The 16,874-nt window shown below is 66.3% G+C and carries 19 protein-coding genes; 8 read left to right on the top strand and 11 right to left on the bottom strand.

Features of this window, described 5'->3' with window-relative positions; all coding sequences use genetic code 11:
• From leuS to MJ602_RS00095, 5 genes are all read right to left on the bottom strand, one after another.
• On the bottom strand, positions 1-2,694 hold the full coding sequence (leuS, locus tag MJ602_RS00075) for a leucine--tRNA ligase (RefSeq protein ID WP_243018914.1): 2,694 nt from the start codon (positions 2,692-2,694) through the stop codon (positions 1-3).
• Between the two features lie 74 nt (positions 2,695-2,768).
• The gene (locus MJ602_RS00080) at positions 2,769-3,215 is read right to left on the bottom strand and encodes an ExbD/TolR family protein (protein ID WP_162014877.1); all 447 of its coding nucleotides are present in this window, start codon (positions 3,213-3,215) and stop codon (positions 2,769-2,771) included.
• Between the two features lie 16 nt (positions 3,216-3,231).
• On the bottom strand, positions 3,232-3,909 hold the full coding sequence (locus tag MJ602_RS00085) for a MotA/TolQ/ExbB proton channel family protein (protein WP_243018915.1): 678 nt from the start codon (positions 3,907-3,909) through the stop codon (positions 3,232-3,234).
• A gap of 174 nt (positions 3,910-4,083) precedes the next feature.
• Entirely contained in the window at positions 4,084-4,920 is an 837-nt protein-coding gene (gene dapB, locus MJ602_RS00090) for a 4-hydroxy-tetrahydrodipicolinate reductase (protein ID WP_162014875.1), read from the bottom strand.
• Between the two features lie 35 nt (positions 4,921-4,955).
• A complete protein-coding gene (locus MJ602_RS00095; RefSeq protein WP_243018916.1) occupies positions 4,956-5,510 on the bottom strand; it encodes an outer membrane protein assembly factor BamE in 555 nt (184 codons plus the stop codon).
• 87 nt (positions 5,511-5,597) lie between these two features.
• Here MJ602_RS00095 and fur point away from each other — a divergent pair, with 87 nt between their 5' ends.
• Entirely contained in the window at positions 5,598-6,026 is a 429-nt protein-coding gene (gene fur, locus MJ602_RS00100) for a ferric iron uptake transcriptional regulator (protein ID WP_162014873.1), read from the top strand.
• Here the strand turns inward: fur and hprK are convergent, their stop codons facing one another.
• From hprK to hpf, 3 genes are all read right to left on the bottom strand, one after another.
• A complete protein-coding gene (gene hprK / locus MJ602_RS00105; protein WP_243018917.1) occupies positions 6,027-6,977 on the bottom strand; it encodes an HPr(Ser) kinase/phosphatase in 951 nt (316 codons plus the stop codon).
• Between the two features lie 31 nt (positions 6,978-7,008).
• Positions 7,009-7,476: a PTS sugar transporter subunit IIA gene (locus tag MJ602_RS00110; protein ID WP_162014871.1), complete on the bottom strand. Its 468-nt coding sequence runs from the start codon at positions 7,474-7,476 to the stop codon at positions 7,009-7,011.
• Positions 7,477-7,636: 160 nt separating this feature from the next.
• A complete protein-coding gene (gene hpf / locus MJ602_RS00115; protein WP_162014870.1) occupies positions 7,637-7,969 on the bottom strand; it encodes a ribosome hibernation-promoting factor, HPF/YfiA family in 333 nt (110 codons plus the stop codon).
• Positions 7,970-8,293: 324 nt separating this feature from the next.
• Here hpf and MJ602_RS00120 point away from each other — a divergent pair, with 324 nt between their 5' ends.
• The 3 genes from MJ602_RS00120 (at position 8,294) to MJ602_RS00130 (ending at position 10,368) form a co-directional block, all read left to right on the top strand.
• Positions 8,294-9,217 (top strand): phosphoribosylaminoimidazolesuccinocarboxamide synthase, encoded by a 924-nt coding sequence (locus MJ602_RS00120; RefSeq protein ID WP_162014869.1) that lies wholly within the window; start codon positions 8,294-8,296, stop codon positions 9,215-9,217.
• Between the two features lie 106 nt (positions 9,218-9,323).
• Positions 9,324-9,905 (top strand): DJ-1/PfpI family protein, encoded by a 582-nt coding sequence (locus MJ602_RS00125; protein WP_162014868.1) that lies wholly within the window; start codon positions 9,324-9,326, stop codon positions 9,903-9,905.
• A gap of 82 nt (positions 9,906-9,987) precedes the next feature.
• Positions 9,988-10,368 (top strand): ribbon-helix-helix domain-containing protein, encoded by a 381-nt coding sequence (locus MJ602_RS00130; protein WP_162014867.1) that lies wholly within the window; start codon positions 9,988-9,990, stop codon positions 10,366-10,368.
• A gap of 13 nt (positions 10,369-10,381) precedes the next feature.
• Here the strand turns inward: MJ602_RS00130 and trxA are convergent, their stop codons facing one another.
• Positions 10,382-11,290, bottom strand: a complete 909-nt coding sequence (gene trxA, locus MJ602_RS00135) for a thioredoxin (protein WP_243018918.1) — start codon at positions 11,288-11,290, stop codon at positions 10,382-10,384.
• A 98-nt stretch (positions 11,291-11,388) separates the two neighbouring features.
• Between trxA and purE the strand changes: the two genes are divergently transcribed.
• The 4 genes from purE to MJ602_RS00155 are packed head-to-tail and all read left to right on the top strand — an operon-like array spanning position 11,389 to position 15,085.
• Positions 11,389-11,883, top strand: a complete 495-nt coding sequence (gene purE, locus MJ602_RS00140; RefSeq protein ID WP_243018919.1) for a 5-(carboxyamino)imidazole ribonucleotide mutase — start codon at positions 11,389-11,391, stop codon at positions 11,881-11,883.
• Complete coding sequence (locus tag MJ602_RS00145) at positions 11,880-13,052, top strand: 5-(carboxyamino)imidazole ribonucleotide synthase (protein ID WP_243018920.1); 1,173 nt, start codon at positions 11,880-11,882, stop codon at positions 13,050-13,052. Before purE ends, MJ602_RS00145 begins: the two co-directional genes overlap by 4 nt.
• An 8-nt stretch (positions 13,053-13,060) precedes the next feature.
• The gene (locus MJ602_RS00150; protein ID WP_243018921.1) at positions 13,061-14,077 is read left to right on the top strand and encodes an L-threonylcarbamoyladenylate synthase; all 1,017 of its coding nucleotides are present in this window, start codon (positions 13,061-13,063) and stop codon (positions 14,075-14,077) included.
• A gap of 54 nt (positions 14,078-14,131) precedes the next feature.
• Positions 14,132-15,085 carry an SGNH/GDSL hydrolase family protein gene (locus MJ602_RS00155; protein WP_162014862.1) on the top strand — a complete coding sequence of 318 codons (954 nt, stop codon included), beginning with the start codon at positions 14,132-14,134 and terminating at the stop codon, positions 15,083-15,085.
• A gap of 96 nt (positions 15,086-15,181) precedes the next feature.
• Here MJ602_RS00155 and MJ602_RS00160 read toward each other — a convergent pair whose 3' ends face one another.
• Together MJ602_RS00160 and MJ602_RS00165 are read right to left on the bottom strand one after the other, a co-directional pair.
• Entirely contained in the window at positions 15,182-16,483 is a 1,302-nt protein-coding gene (locus MJ602_RS00160; protein WP_243018922.1) for a lipase family protein, read from the bottom strand.
• A gap of 120 nt (positions 16,484-16,603) precedes the next feature.
• Positions 16,604-16,867 carry a SemiSWEET transporter gene (locus MJ602_RS00165; RefSeq protein WP_243018923.1) on the bottom strand — a complete coding sequence of 88 codons (264 nt, stop codon included), beginning with the start codon at positions 16,865-16,867 and terminating at the stop codon, positions 16,604-16,606.
• Between the last annotated feature and the right edge of the window lie 7 nt (positions 16,868-16,874).

A 16,874-nucleotide genomic window follows, 5' to 3' on the forward strand; every position in this document is an offset into this window, starting at 1 on the left:
TCAGACGACGACGTTGACCAGGCGGCCGGGCACCACCACCACGCGCTTGGGCTGGGCTCCGCCCGAATGCGCTGCGAAGGCCTCACTGGCCAGGGCGATGCGCTCGATCTCGGCCTTGTCGGCTGCCGCGGGCACATGGATGGAGCCGCGCAGCTTGCCGTTGACCTGGAGCATGAGCTCGACTTCGTCCTGCACCAGCGCACCCGCATCCACCTGCGGCCAGGGGGCGTCGAGCAGGTCGCCCAGGTGGGCGGCGTAGCCCAGCTCGCTCCAGAGCTGGTGCGTGATGTGCGGCGTGGCGGGGTACAGGCAGCGCAGCAAGATACCGAAGCCCTCGATCAGCGCGACCTGCGCGCCCTCGCAGTCCGCAGCCTTGAAGTCCTCCAGGGCGTTGAGCATCTTCATGGCGCCCGAGACCACGGTGTTGTACTGCATGCGCTGGTAGTCGTAGTCCACCTGCTTGAGCACGGTATGGATTTCCAGCCGAAGGGCCTTGGCCTCCTTGCCGAATTTCACATCATTCAGGCTTGCAGCGCCCGCCACACTTGCGTTGGCAGCTACGCTATCCATAGCAGACAGCTTGACGCCAAAGTTCCACACGCGGCGCAGGAAGCGGTAGCTGCCCTCCACCGCCGCGTCGTTCCACTCCAGCGTGGCCTCGGGCGGCGCGGTGAACATGGTGTAGAGGCGCGCGGTGTCGGCGCCGTACTTCTCGATCAGGTCCTGCGGATCGACACCGTTGTTCTTGGACTTGGACATGGTGCCCACGCCCTCGTAGTCGATGGCCGTGCCCACGGGCAGGTCGCCGACGGCATTCTTCAGCCGGGCGCCGATGACCTTGCCGCCTTCGTCCAGCACATGTTCGACGTCGTGCGGCCAGAAGTACTCCTTGCCGCCCTTCTCGCCCTTGCGCGAGTAGATGTGGTTGAGCACCATGCCCTGCGTGAGCAGCTTGGTGAAAGGCTCATCGACTTTCACCAGCCCCAGGTCGCGCATGACCTTGGTCCAGAAGCGCGCGTACAGCAGGTGCAGGATGGCGTGCTCGATACCGCCGATGTACTGGTCCATCGGCATCCAGTAGTCGGCGCCGCCCGCCACCATCTTTTCGCTGTTCTTCGGGTCGCAGTAGCGCATGAAGTACCACGAGCTGTCCACGAAGGTGTCCATGGTGTCGGTCTCGCGGCGCGCGGCCTTGCCGCAGCAGGGGCAGACCACGCCGGCGTGGAAGGCCTCGCTTTTCACCAGCGGGTTGCCCGAGCCGTCGGGCACCAGATCCTGCGGCAGCACCACCGGCAGGTCCTTTTCGGGCACGGGCTGCGGGCCGCAGTCTGCGCAGTGGATGATGGGGATGGGCGTGCCCCAGTAGCGCTGGCGCGAAATGCCCCAGTCGCGCAGGCGCCAGGTGGTCTTCTTCTCGCCCAGGCCCTTTTCGCCCAGCGCATGGGCGACGGCATTGACGGCATCGCGGTACGGCAGGCCGCTGAAGCTGTCGGAGTTGACCGTCACGCCGCGCTGCTTGTCGGCGTACCAGTCCTGCCACTGGTGGTAGTTGAAGGTTTCGCCGTCGACCAGCACCACCTGTTTGATCTCGATGCCGTACTTGAGCGCGAAGGCAAAGTCGCGCTCATCGTGCGCAGGCACGCCCATCACGGCGCCGTCGCCGTAGGACATGAGCACGTAGTTGCCCACCCACACCTCGACCGGCAGGCCGGTGAGCGGGTGCGTCACGTTCAGGCCCGTGCGCATGCCCTCTTTTTCCTTGAGGGCCAGTTCGGCCTCGGTGGTGCCGCCCTTCTTGCATTCCTCGATGAAGGCGGCGAGCTGCGGGTTGCCGCGCGCGGCATGCTGGGCCAGCGGGTGTTCGGGCGCCACGGCGCAGAAGGTCACGCCCATGATGGTGTCGGCACGGGTCGTGAAGACGTACATCTTCCCGTCCTGGATCAGCGTGCCGTCCTCACCCCGGATGTCGTGCGTGAAGGCGAAGCGCACGCCCTCGCTCTTGCCGATCCAGTTTTCCTGCATCAGCCGCACCTTGTCGGGCCAGCCGGTCAGCGTGGCCTTGTCGTTGCCGATCTGGACATGGTCCAGCAGCTCCTGGGCGTAGTCGGAGATCTTCAGGTAGTAGCCGGGGATCTCGCGCTTTTCCACCACGGCGCCGGTGCGCCAGCCCTTGCCGTCGATCACCTGCTCGTTGGCCAGCACGGTCTGGTCCACCGGGTCCCAGTTCACCACCTGGGTCTTGCGGTAGGCGATGCCCTTTTCCAGCATCTTGAGGAAAAGCCACTGGTTCCAGTGGTAGTAGTCGGGGTCGCAGGTGGCGACCTCGCGGCTCCAGTCGATGGCCAGCCCCATCGCCTGCATCTGCTTCTTCATGTAGGCGATGTTGTCGTAGGTCCACTGCGCCGGGGGCACGCCGTTCTTCAGCGCCGCGTTCTCGGCCGGCAGGCCGAAGGCGTCCCAGCCCATGGGCATGAGCACGTTGTAGCCGCTCATGCGCAGCTGGCGCGTGAGCATGTCGTTGATGGTGTAGTTGCGCACATGGCCCATGTGCAGCTTGCCGCTGGGGTAGGGCAGCATGGAGCAGGCGTAGAACTTCTTCTTGCCGGCGTCCTCGGTCACGCGGTAGGCGTCGTTGGCCGTCCAGTGGGCCTGCGCGGCGCGCTCGACCTCGGTGTGTTGGTATTTGTCTTGCATGGATGCCTGCAACAGAGAGTGAATGACCGCAGCCTGCGGCCCTGCCCGGATTTTAGGCGCTGGAGAGAGACGTCTCAGCGTGCCGGCGCCGAGGGCGCGGGCGCAGCCGCCGGGTCGGCTACAAAACCGATGCGCTGCAGCCCGGCAGCATGCGCCGCGCCCATGACCTCCACCACCCGGCCATAGGGCACAGCAGCGTCGGCGCGCAACTGCAGTTCGGTGTCGGGGGCCGCCTGCGCCACCTCGCCCAGGCGGCGGGCCAACGCAGCCGCCGACGGCACAGGTTGGTCGTCCACGAACAACTGGCCCTGGCGGTCCAGCACCAGGGTGAGCGCACGCGGCGCTGCAGCGGGCGCCGTACCCTCGGCGCGTGGCAGATCGAGCCGGATGGCGCTGGCCAGCAAAGGCGCGGTCAGGATGAAGATGACCACCAGCACCAGCATCACATCGACCAGGGGCGTCATGTTGATGTCGCTCATGGGTTCGGCCCCACGGGTGCGTTCAAGGCGGCCAAATGCCATGGTGCACCCCGCCTTCTCAGGCGTCCTCGGCCGGGGCCTGTGCCGCCGTACCCAGCAGGAGCTCGCGCAGGTCCAGCGCAAAGCCTTCCAGGTCGGCCTCGATGCGGGCCACGGCACGGCCAAAGCCGTTGTAGGCCAGCACCGCCGGAATCGCCACGGCCAGGCCTGCGGCGGTCATGATCAGGGCCTCTCCCACCGGCCCGGCCACGCGGTCGATGCTGATCTGCCCCGCACCGGCAATTTCGGTCAGCGCATGGTAGATGCCCCAGACCGTGCCCAGCAAGCCCACGAAAGGCGCCGTAGAGCCCACGGTGGCCAGCAGCACCTGGCCGAATTGCAGCTTGGCCAACACAATGTGCAGCGCATCACGCAACACCCTCGTGAGCTGCTGGCTGCGGCTGCCCGCCTGGGCCAACGTGCCCGCGCTTTGCGCAGTGGCTACGGATCCAGCGGCATCGACCAGGGGCAGCACCAGGGCTTCGCGGTCGAACGCGGCCAGCGTTCGACAGGCAGCGTCCATGCCTGGCGCCTGCCAGAAGGCCGCCAGGCAGCGCGCCACATCGGTGCGGCCACGGTGCAGCAAGCGGGCCTTCCAGGCAATGACCACCCAGCTTGCCACCGACATGGCCAGCAGCGCCAGCGCCGTGGCCTGGGTCACGGCGTCGCCCTGGCGCCACCAGTGCAGCCAATCCATGTCAGTGATCCATTCCGCGAACGCGGCACCCGCGTCGCATGCAACTGTCGCCCCCCAGGCCAGGGCTCCCGCGCAAGGGCCGCACCGCCGCGCTGGGAGCGTCCCCCTGCCCGCAGCGCACAGCGCTGCGGGAGCGGGGGGAAGCGGCGCAGCCGCTCAGGGAGGTGTTCACGTTCACGCCAAACCCAGCACGTCGAACATGTCGAACATGCCATGGGGCTTGCCGCGCAGGAAGCGCACTGCGCGCAGGCTGCCCTGGGCGTAGGTGGCGCGGCTGGAGGACTTGTGCGTGATCTCGATACGCTCGCCCGTGCCCGCGAACAGCACCGTGTGGTCGCCGACGATGTCGCCGCCACGGATGGTGGCAAAGCCGATGCTCGATGGATCGCGCTCGCCGGTGACGCCCTCGCGGGCATAGACAGCGCAGTCCTTGAGGTCACGGCCCAGCGCGCCTGCGATGACCTCGCCCATCTTGAGCGCAGTGCCCGAGGGCGCGTCCACCTTGTGGCGGTGGTGTGCCTCGATGATCTCGATGTCGTAGCCAGTGGACAGGGCCTTGGCCGCCATCTCCAGCAGCTTGAGCGTGACGTTCACGCCCACGCTCATGTTGGGCGCCATGACGATGGCGGTGCGCTGTGCATGGGCGGCGATCTCGGCCTTCTGCGCGTCGGTAAAGCCCGTGGTGCCAATGACGGCCTGTACGCCCAGCTCGCGGCAGATGGCCAAGTGGGCCAGCGTACCCTCAGGGCGGGTGAAGTCGATCAGCACCTCGGCGTTCTGCAGCCCCTGGCGCAGGTCGGCCGTGATGGGCACACCGCTGGCCACGCCCAGGAACGCCGTGGCGTCCGAGCCGATGGCAGGGCTGGAAGGCACGTCCAGCGCGCCGGCCAGCACACAGTCGCCGCTGGCACGCACGGCCTCGATCAACATGCGGCCCATGCGGCCGGAAGCCCCGGCCACCGCCACGCGGTAGGGGGCATGGGAAGTAGCGGGGGAGGAAGTCCCTGTCATAGCGTTCCTTGAATGCGGTTGCACCGGCGCAGCATTCAGCGGGTGCTGGATTCGAGCGGTGGGTAGCGGGTGGCCGTGGGGGCGGGAGCAGGCTGCTGCTCGGTTGCCTTGGCGGGGGCCTGGGGTGCGGGGAACTTGGCGAGCTGCTCCTCGGTGGCTTCGAGTTGCGGCACCTTGCGCTTGCCCTTGCGTGCGTCGAGCGAAGCGACGAATTCGCTCTCGGTGGGCATTTCATCGCCCTCGAAACGCTCCAGGACATCGCCCTTGAAGAACACCGTCAGCTTGCGCGACTGTACCGGCTGCCCGGGCCGCTGGAGGGTGAAAACATACTCCCAGCGATCGGCATGGAACAGGCTGGTGACCAGCGGGGTGCCCAGGATGTCGCGCACCTGCTGGCGGCCCATACCGGCCTGCAAGGCCTCGACCTGCTCACGCGAAATGAAATTGCCCTGCACCACATCCACTTTGTAGGGTGTCACGACGCTGGCAATGCGCGCACTCGCACCGTCGAAGCTGCCACAGGCAGCCAGGCTGGCACCGAGCAGCAGGATCGCCCCCAGGCGGGCACTGTGAAAAGCGTTGGCGGACATGGGAAAAGGCCAGAGGATATGATGCAAGCCATTGTAGCGGCAGGCCCCGCCCAAGCGCGGCGCACCACCCAACCCCAAACCCTTGCCATGTCCAACATCGAAGAACTCAAGAGCACCGGCCTCAAGGCCACGCTTCCCCGGCTCAAGATCCTGGAAATCTTTCAGAAAGGCGCACAGCGCCACATGACGGCTGAAGATGTGTTCCGGGTGCTGCTGCAAGAGCATTCAGACATCGGCCTGGCCACGGTGTACCGCGTGCTGACGCAGTTTGAGCAGGCCGGCATTCTGAGCCGCAGCAACTTCGAGAGCGGCAAGGCCGTTTACGAACTGAACGAAGGCAAGCACCACGATCACTTCATCTGCACCGCCTGCGGCAAGGTGGAAGAGTTCTTCGACGCCGAGATCGAGAAGCGCCAGCAGAGTGTTGCCAAGTCCAAGGGCTGGGTCGTTCAGGACCACTCCATGGCCCTGTATGGGCAGTGCGCGCAGTGTGCCGCGCAGCAACGCGGAAAATAATCAGCCGCCCTTGTCCATGGCGCGGCGGTGGCGCTCGACAAATTCCTGGTAGGTATCAATCCCGCGCAACTGCAAGATTGTGTTGCGCACGGCGGCCTCCACCAGCACGGCAATGTTGCGCCCCGCCACCACCTGGATCACCACCTTGAGCACCGGAACGCCCAGCACGTCTTGCGTCAACGGTTCGTAGGGTAGCCGCTCGTAGTTGCGTTCCAGCGTTTCCTTGCGCACCAGGTGCACGATGAGCTTGAGGCGCATCTTGCGGCGTACTGCTGTCTCGCCAAAAATGGCGCGAATGTCCAGCAGACCGATGCCGCGCACCTCCAGCAGGTTTTGCAGCAGCTCCGGGCACTTGCCTTCAATCGTGGTCTGGTTGATGCGGAACAGATCGACCGCATCGTCGGCCACCAGCCCGTTGCCGCGCGAGATCAGCTCCAGCCCCAGCTCACTCTTGCCAAGGCCCGATTCCCCCGTGATGAGCACGCCAAGACCCAGAATGTCCATGAACACACCGTGCATGGTGGTGCGATCGGCGAAATGCTTGGACAGGTAGGCGCGCAGCACATCGATGACGAAGGCCGCCGACTCGCGCGTGGCGAACATGGGAATCTGGGCCCGTTCGCACATCGACACCAGTTCGTCGGGCGCCACCTGATCGTCGGCCAGCACCAGCACCGGAGGCTCCAGCGTGACGATGCGCGAAATCCTGCGCTTGCAGTCCTCCACCGTGGCATTGGCCAGGTAAGCGATTTCGCGCTCACCCAGGATCTGCGCCCGGTAGGGATGGATGTAGTTGAGGTAGCCCACCAAGTCAGCGCCAGAGCGCGCCGAGCGCACAGCCACCTCGTCAAAGCGGCGCTCCGAGGCCCCCAGGCCCGCGACCCATTCCCACTTGAGCAGGCCGCGAAACTCCTCGAACAGGACATCGGCGCTGACGACGTTGGGTTTCACGGGGAAGGAGCGCTGCGGAGAGGCGAAAAACTCAGGCCGTCTGCGTGGACTGCCAACCAGCGATCATGCGGTGCAGTTCGACCGCATCGGCGCAGCCCTTGATTCTCTCGCGCAAGGGCCCGTCGCTGAGCAACTCGGCAATTTCGGAAAGAATCTCCAGGTGTTTCTGCGTGGCCGCTTCGGGCACCAGCAGAAAGATGAGCAGGCCCACCGGCTGCTCGTCCGGCGCGTCGAACCCGATGGGTTGGGCCAGTTGAAACACGGCCGCCATCGGCGCCTTGAGCCCCTTGATGCGTCCATGTGGAATGGCCACGCCATGCCCCAGGCCGGTGGAACCCAGGCGTTCGCGGGCAAACAGGCTGTCGGTGATCAGCGCCCGCGACAGGCCGTGCAGACTCTCGAACAAGAGGCCTGCTTCTTCAAAAGCACGTTTCTTGCTGGTGGCATCAACGCTCACTAGCACTTGATCGGCAGGCAGGATGGAGGCGAGGCGGTTCATGGCAGTTTCTGGGCGCGATTATGCACCGCTTGGAACAAACGCTCACAATTGGCGCCGCAAAGCCGGTTCGGGCTTGCGGCACCCCCTGTGAAAAAACCGCCCCATCGGGCGGTTGGAGAGGCGGCGGGGCTGCCTGCCCGCCCGTCGCACTGCGTGAAGATCACGCGGCCATCCGGCGACGTGCATCGGAATGGTGGTCCTGGATGCGATCCTTGTGGCGCATCACTTGCCGGTCCATCTTGTCCACGAGTTCATCGACTGCAGCGTATAGATCGGCATGGGAGCATTCGGCGAACAGGTCGGTCCCTTTGACGTGGATATTGCATTCGGCGCGCTGGCGCTTTTCCTTTTCCTTTTGCTTTTCAACGGTGAGCAGGACCTTGACATCGACCACCTGGTCGAAATGCCGGGTGATCCGATCCAGCTTGGAGGTGACATAACTGCGCAGGGCGGGGGTGACTTCGAGATGATGACCGCTGATCGTCAGGTTCATAAACAGGTCTCCTGTGGCACTCGGAAGATAGGCGCCGCCACAGCACACCCTGTGGCGACCCGGCAGTCGGCTCCAACCGCCCGCCGTGCTTTCACTATGCGCCCGCCAGGTACCAAAAGCAATCCCATTCCGGTGCAGTGCAGCGGGTTTTCCCGCAACAGGTGCCAAACGCCCCAAAACGGCGCACAATGGTTGGGTTCCTCTCCTGCGCCGCCTCCACCTCGCGGACGGAAAGGCACGCCGCATACAATGCGCAGGCCCCCTGGGCCCAGACCGCCGCACGGCGGCATCCATTCGCGCACACTCCCCTGACAGCGTTTTTCCATGAACCTCCCGTCCAACCCCACCGCCCTGCACACCTCTGCCCTCAGCTCCCTGCCCCTGCTGGCGCGCGGCAAGGTGCGCGACAACTACGCCGTGGGCACCGACCGCATCCTGATGGTGGCCAGCGACCGCATTTCGGCGTTCGATGTGATCATGGGTGAGCCCATTCCGGGCAAGGGTGAGCTGCTGACCCAGATGGCGCTGTTCTGGTTCGACAAGCTGGGCCACCTGTGCCCCAACCACCTGACCGGCGAAGCCCCCGAGAGCGTGGTCAGCCCAGCCGAGGCAGCGCAGGTGCGTGGCCGCTCCATGCTGGTGCAGCGCCTGCAGCCCATTCCGGTGGAAGCCGTGGTGCGCGGCTACCTGGCCGGCAGCGGCTGGAAGGAGTACCAGGAGAGCCAGTCCGTGTGCGGCGTGCCCCTGCCCGCAGGCCTGACCAACGCAGCCAAGCTGCCCAGCCCCATCTATACCCCAGCGGCCAAGGCCGCCGTGGGTGAGCACGACGAGAACATCACCTTCGAGCGCACGGTGGAGATGATCGGCCCCGAACTGGCCGCCAAGATCCGCGACGTGAGCATTGCCATCTACCAGGCCGCCGCAGACATCGCGCGGACCAAGGGCATGATCATTGCCGACACCAAGTTCGAGTTCGGCCTGGACCCACAGGGCCGCCTGGTGCTGATGGATGAAGTGCTGACCCCCGACAGCTCCCGCTACTGGCCCGTGGAAGGCTACGCAGAGGCCCTGGCCAAGGGCGAAAACCCACCCAGCTACGACAAGCAGTTCCTGCGCGACTGGCTGGAGCAGGCCAAGGTCAACGGCAAGCCCTGGGACAAGACCGCCCCCGCGCCACGCCTGCCGCAGGAGGTCATCGAAAAAACCGCGGCCAAGTACCGCGAAGCCCTGCAACGCCTGACGGGCTGATGCCCCTGGCACCGCCCGGCCGGGCGATGTAGTAACCGGCTAACACCACAGATCGCGCCTGCGCCGCAAGAATGCGGACTCCTCTATCCAACCCCAGGAGACACGCATGGCCGGAAAAAAGATTCTGATGATCTGTGGCGATTACTGCGAGGACTACGAGACCATGGTGCCCTTCCAGGCACTGCTGGCCGTGGGCCACCAGGTGCACGCCGTGTGCCCCGACAAGAAGGCGGGCGAGCAGATCAAGACCGCCATCCACGACTTCGAGGGTGCCCAGACCTACAGCGAGAAGCCGGGGCACCATTTCACGCTCAACGCCAGCTTTGCCGAAGTGCGGCCCCAGGACTACGATGCCTTGGTGCTGCCCGGCGGGCGCGGACCAGAGTACCTGCGCACCTACCCCGCCGTGGTGGCTGCCGTGCGCCACTTTTTCGAGGCCGACAAGCCCGTGGCGGCCATCTGCCACGCGGCGCAGCTCCTGGCGGGCGCGGGCGTGCTCCAGGGCCGCAGTTGCTCGGCCTACCCGGCCTGCCGTGCCGAGGTGGAACTGGCCGGTGGCCGGTATGCCGACATCGCGGTGGACAAGGCCCACACCGACGGCAAGCTCGTGACTGCCCCGGCCTGGCCCGCGCACCCGGACTGGATTGCGCAGTTCCTGGCCGTGCTGGGTACGCGCATCACGCACTGAGTCCTCCGGGCTTGCCCGCTTGCACGCCCCTGTACGGGCGCGCAAGATGGCGGCTGCTTTCAGCCCCCTGGAGATACCCGCCATGTGCCAGGTCTTTATCAGTGCCGACCCCGCCCTGTACAGTTGCCGTGCCCGTTCGGTACGGCTGCATGGGGTGGCCACCAGCATCCGGCTGGAGAACCTGTTCTGGCAGGTGCTGGAAGAGATTGCCGCGCGCGACGGCATGGGTGTACCCCAGTTGTGCGCGCGGCTGCACGACGAACTGCTGGCCGAGCGCGGCAGCGTGGACAACTTTGCGTCGTTTCTGCGCGTGTGCTGCGGGCGCTATCTGGCGCTGCAGCTCTCGGGCGGGATTCCGCAGGACCGATCCATCCCCATCCGCAGCCTCAACCCCAGTCGGGTGCTGGCTACGGAGGGCGTGCCCGCCGCGCAGCCTGTGGTGCAGTCACGCCGGGCTGCGTGAAGGCGGCAGGCGTTCAGCTCAGCACCACCGAACTCAAGCGCCGGCGGTAGCTGGCCACCACGGGGTCTTCGGGCGGGATCTGGCCTTCGGCGACCTTGGGCTTGGGCGGCTCGATGATTTCCAGGATGGAGACATACGTCTTGCGCGCAGCCTCGTCGTTCCAGCCCTTGTCGCGCATGAGGATTTCAAGCAACTCGTCCATGGCCTCCGTCCAGCGCTGGTGGGCCATCAGCCAGCGTGCGCGGCCCAAGCGCGCTTCAAAGTCACGCCGGTTGGCAGCAATCTTTGCATCAAACTCGGCGATGGCGCCTTCTGGATTTGCGCCAATAGCTACAAAATCTATAGCATCCATCCACACCTTGAGCGCCCCCAGGCGGCGCGAGCCAGCGGCCTTGGCGATGACCGGAGCGAAGGCCACCTTGGCATCATCGTCGCGACCCAGTTGCAGCAGCAGCTTGACGTAGTCGAAGCGCGCATCGTCGTTGGCCGGGTCGGTGGCCACCGCGTGCTGGAGCTTTTCGAGTGCGGCATCGGTGTCGCCGCTGGCCAGAGCATCCTGGGCTTCCTCTTCCTCGGCTTCAGCGAGGGCTTCTTCGGCGCTGGGCACGTGGCGATCCAGAAACTCGCGCACCTTGCCCTCGGGCAGCGCGCCCGTGAAACCATCCACGGGCTGACCGTTCATCAGCAGCACGCAGGTGGGGATGCTGCGAATGCCGAACATGGCGGCAATTTGCTGCTCGGTATCGGAGTTGATCTTGGCCAGCACAAAACGGCCTGCGTACTCGGTTTCCAGCTTTTCGAGCACGGGCCCCAGGGTCTTGCACGGGCCGCACCAGGGCGCCCAGAAATCCACCAGCACGGGCACGTTCATGGAGGCAGCGATGACCTCGGCTTCAAAGTTTTCTACGGTGATGTCGATCATGTGGCAATGGCCCTTCCCCGGCACCGGGTGGCAAAAAGTAAAATCGTGGGTTCACACTCTGCAACAGGCGGCCAGCGCGGCGCTCTGCACCTCACACTATGACACCCATCCAGATCGGTGTGGTCATGGGCTCCAGCAGCGACTGGGACACCATGCAGCACGCAGTCGAGATTCTCCAGCAATTTGGCATCGCGCATGAGGCCCGGGTGGTCTCGGCTCACCGCATGCCCGACGACATGTTCGCCTACGCCGAGGCCGCCGCCGGCAGAGGCCTCAAGGCGATCATCGCGGGCGCGGGTGGTGCGGCCCATCTGCCGGGCATGATCGCGGCCAAGACCCCCGTGCCCGTGCTGGGCGTGCCGGTGGCCAGCCGCCACCTGCAGGGCGTGGATTCGCTGCACAGCATCGTGCAGATGCCCAAGGGCATCCCCGTGGCCACCTTCGCCATCGGCACGGCGGGCGCGGCCAACGCGGCGCTGTTCGCCGTGGCGCTGCTGGCCAACGAGAACCCCACGCTGCGCCAGCGGCTCGAAGCCTTCCGCGCCGCCCAGACCGAGGTGGCGCGCAACATGACCTTGCCGCCCGCCGCATGACCACCCACCCCGTCCGCACCCTCCTCCCCGGCAGCACGCTCGGCGTGCTCGGCGGCGGCCAGCTCGGCCGCATGTTCGTGCATGCGGCGCAGGCCATGGGCTACTTCACGGCCGTGCTCGACGCCGACCCGGAAAGCCCCGCCGGCCTGGTGAGCCACCACCACATCCAGACCGGCTACGAAGACCCCGACGGCCTGGCGCGGCTGGCGGCGCTGAGCGACGCCGTCACCACCGAGTTCGAGAACGTGCCCGCCGTCTCCCTGGCCGCACTGGCCGGGCAGTGCCCCGTGGCCCCGGCCGCGCGCGCCGTGGCCGTGGCGCAGGACCGCGCCCAGGAAAAGGCCCATTTCGTGCGCTGCGGCGTGCCCTGCGCACCCTATGCGGTGATCGAGACGGCCGAACAACTGGCCGCCGTGCCTGCCGATCTGCTGCCCGGGATTCTGAAAACCGCCCGCCTGGGCTACGACGGCAAGGGCCAGGTGCGCGTGAAGACCGCCGCCGAGCTGGCCGCTGCCTGGGCATCGGTCGGCTCCGTGCCTTGCGTGCTCGAAAAAATGCTGCCGCTGCAGCTCGAATGCTCGGTGATCGTGGCGCGCGGCGCCGACGGCGCCACCGTGCACCTGCCGGTGCAGCGCAATTTGCACCGCGACGGCATCCTGGCCGTGACCGAAGTTTATGAAGAAAATCTGCCTCCAGCGCTTGCCAGTCAAGCGGTAGGTGCTGCGATTTCCATAGCGCAAGGCCTCGATTACGTGGGCGTGCTGTGCGTGGAGTTCTTCGTGCTGCAGGACAACAGCCTGGTGGTCAATGAGATCGCGCCGCGCCCGCACAACAGCGGCCACTACAGCCAGAACGCCTGCGACGTCTCGCAGTTCGAGCTGCAGGTGCGCACCATGGCCGGCCTTCCACTGACGCAGCCGCGCCAGCACAGCGCCGCCGTCATGCTCAACCTGCTGGGCGACCTGTGGTTCGCCCGCGGCGAGACGGCGCAAACGCCGCCCTGGGCCGAGGTGCTGGCCTTGCCCGGCACGCACCTGCACCTGTACGGCAAGACGCTGGCCAAGCATGGCCGCAAGATGGGGCACCTGAATATCACCGCCCCCACGGCACCGCAGGCGCGCGCCACGGCGCTGCAGGCGGCCGCCATCCTGGGCATCGCGCCTTTCTGAGCCGCCCCATGATCCTCGACGGCAACGATCCCTCGGCCATCGCCGCTGCGGCACGCGCGCTGCGCGGCGGCGCGTTGCTGGGCCTGCCCACCGAAACGGTGTACGGACTGGCGGCCGACGCCAGCAGCGACGCCGCCGTGGCGCAGATCTTCGCCGCCAAGGGTAGGCCCAGCGACCACCCGCTGATCGTGCACGTGGCCGACGCATCGGGCATCACGCACTTCGCGCGCGAGGTGCCGGCCTTCGCCCAGGCCCTGGTCGATGCGTTCTGGCCCGGCCCGCTGACGCTCATCCTGCCGCGCTTAAGTGGCGTGGCAACGGCCGCCACCGGCGGCCAGGACAGCGTGGGCCTGCGCTGCCCGGCCCACCCCGTGGCCCATGCCGTGCTGCAGGCCTGCGCCGCGCCCGGCGACGGCCCCGAGTTCGGCGGCCCGCCCGTGTGGGGCCTGGCCGCACCCAGCGCCAACCGGTTCGGCCGCGTGAGCCCGACCACGGCCTTGCATGTGCAGGACGAACTGGGCGAGGCCCTGCTGGTGCTCGACGGCGGCCCCTGCGGCGTGGGCATCGAATCGACCATCGTCGATTGCACGCGCGGCGTGCCCGTGCTGCTGCGCCCCGGCGCCATCACGCGCACCCAGATCGCGGCCGCCTGCGGCATCGAACCGCTATCAAAAGAAGAGCTCCCCGCGCTGACACCACGGGCCTCAGGCACGCTAGAAGCCCATTACGCGCCGAACGCCAAGGTGCGCCTCATGGATGCCAAGGCGCTGCAGACGGGTCTGGACCTGCTCGGCGCCGAGGCCGCGCACCTGGCGGTGTATGCGCGCGCTCCGCTGCGCAGCGCGTCGCCGCAGGTGCTGCTGCGGCGCATGCCCGACGACGCCGAGGCCACGGCCCAGCAGCTGTTTGCCGCGCTGCGCAGTTTCGACGACGCCGGTGCACGGCTCATCTGGATCGAGACACCGCCCGACACCCCCGACTGGGAAGGTGTGCGCGACCGCCTGCAACGTGCCGCCGCGGCCTGAGGCCCGGCGCCACGCCACTCGTTAAACTACCGAACCCTTACCGGAGAACACAACATGGCAGCAAATTGGATGCGCCGCACCGCCTTGGTCGCCGCATGTGCGTCGGCAATGCTTCTGGCGGCCTGCGGCTCCAGCACCACGGAGTCGGCGATCACGCCCAACCGTTTCATTGCCTTTGGCGACGCCTTCAGCGATGCGGGGCAAACGGGCTCGCGCTACACCGTCAACAACGGCACGGTGAACAACTGGACGGTCCAGCTCGCTTCGCGCTACGGCAAGACCGTTGCCCCGGTTTCCACAGGCGGCCTGAGCTATGCCCAGGGCAATGCACGCGTCTCCAGCAAGCCCGATGCCGCGGGCAACGCGAGCACCCCGACCATCACCGAGCAAATCGACAGCTTTCTGGCAAGCAAGGCTTTTGAGCCCAACGACATCGCCGTGGTCAACGGCGGCATCAGCGACCTGATCGTCGGCATGGCCGCCGTGCAGGCGGGCACGCTCAGCAGCGCCGATTTCGTGGCGCAGGCCAAACAGAGCGGCCAGGCCCTGGCGGCACAGGTGCGCAGGCTCGTGAATGCCGGAGCCCCCCACGTGGTGGTGGCCGGCACCTACGATCTGAGCAAAACGCCTTGGGCGGTCAGCATCAAGCAGGAATCGCTGCTGGCCGATGCCAGCCTGCGCTTCAATGAAGGGCTGCTGATTGCCCTCAACGACCTGGGCAACAAGGTGCTGTACGTGGATGCGGCGTACTACGTCAACCTCTACACGTCGGTGCCGGGGGCCTATTTTTTCACCAACGCCGCCGACCCGGTGTGCACATCGGTGGACGCAGGCAATGGCATTGGCATCGGTACCGGCCAGGTGAACTCGGCACTGTGCACCGCTTCCACCCTGGTGTCCGGCGCCAACGTGGACGCCTATGTGTTTGCCGACAAGGTGTATCTCAGCCCATCGGCCCATCGCCAGTTTGGCAATTACGCCTACGACAAGTTGCGCGCCCGCTGGTAGCCCGGCGACCCTCCGCTCCACCGGCGGAGACAGACTCCCAAACAAAACGCCCCGGCCAAGGCCGGGGCGTTTTTCATGGTGCCTGCGTGTCCGCAGTCACTTCACTGCATCGAACAGGCCTCGCGCCTGGGCATGGCAGAACGGCGGCGTGTACGTGCCGTGGTACGAGCCGTAATACGTGGCAAAGGCGGCCGAGGTGGGATCGGTCGGGGCCTTGCCGCCGGGGCCATAAGTGGCCTGGATCATTGGATCCACATCCACCGAGCTGACGTTCTTCAAGCCACGGCTATCGAAATCTGCCTTCATCACCACCTGGTGTACGGCAGGAGGTACGGTCGGATCGCCCGCACCGCCACACAGCAGCACCTGCGCCTTGGGGTTCCAGCCCAGCAGGTCGTTCTTCTTGGCGGCTACCGCCAGAGGATGGGTGCTGCTGGTGCGCGCACCTTCCAGAAACTCGGATTGGAACAGTGCATCGCGCGCCTGGTTGGGCGTGCCGCTGGGGAGCGTACCGGTGGTCAGCAAGGTGGTGTAGTTGAGCGTGGGGTTGGGCAGCAGGTTCTCGATGTAGTTCGAATACGGCGCCTTGAACACGGTCTTGACGTCCGTGTACACCGTGCCATAGACCTTTTGCCACGCGGTGACGAGATAGGGCACAAAGAACTGGAAGCCCGCGATCGCATCGGGCAATTTGAGCGATCCCGACAGGTTGTAGGGACCCGACAGGTGGGCGCCAGCAACCACGTTGAATTCCGTGGGGTGGTCGCGCTCGGCGGCACGTTGCGCCGCCATGGACGCATGCCCCCCCTGCGAATACCCCGTGAACATGACCTTGCCCGACAACGTGGCGCCGACCGCGCCCGCAGCGTTGCGCGCGGCACGCACCGAGTCGATGACGGTGGTGGCTTCGGAATCGGCATGCAGATAGGGGTGGTAGGTGTACTGCGACTTGGCGAAACCCAGGTAGTCGGAAGCCACCACGGCATAGCCCTGGGCCGCGTACATGGCCGCCAGCAGGAAGGTTTCCTTGTCCTGCGGGTTGGCCAGGGTGCGGGGCTTCTCCAGATCGGTTCCCTTGGCATAGGCCACGAGTGCAGCGGGCGCCGTACAGGCCGCTCCGGCAGGCACCAGCATCACGCCTGAGGCGTTGCTGCTGTCGTTGCCCTTGGCGCCCACGGTGTTGTAGTTGAGTGCCACCACCTTGACGTCGCACTTGGCCTGGCCACTGAGCGCCTGCAGGCCACTGGCGGCCGTCGCTGCATTGATCTGTGCGGCACTCAGCGTGGTCACCACAACGGGCGTATCGATGAGCGAGCCCCGCACAGGATCGTCGGACCCGCCACAGGCCACCAGCAACAGGGCCGCACCAGCCACACAGGAGAGACGGAAAGCATTCATGGATTGATACCTCTGGTCACAAAAGCCCGATGGTGCCCAGCCGCAGGAACTCGGACATCGGGAATTACGCGAACCTGGTCTCACCAAAGACGCGTCTGCGACACATTTTTGACCCAAACCTCAACGGCTGCGCCCGTAACGCAGCTTCATGGCCAGAATGGCCGCCGCCAGGCACAGGGTGACCGCGTTGGCCACCACAATGGGCCAGGCCCGCAGCGCCACGCCATAGGCCAGCCACAAGGCAACCCCCAGCGTGAATGCGCTGTACATACCCAGGGAGATGCCGCGCACGTCGCGCGTACGGAAGGTGTGCAGTGCCTGCGGCACAAAGCTCAAGGTGGTCAGGCAAGCGGCCAGGTAGCCGATCCCGTCGATCCAGGGCATGGTCAGA

The sequence above is a fragment of the Simplicispira sedimenti genome (assembly GCF_022760965.1).
In the GTDB taxonomy this organism is placed as follows: Bacteria; Pseudomonadota; Gammaproteobacteria; order Burkholderiales; family Burkholderiaceae_C; genus Simplicispira; species Simplicispira sedimenti.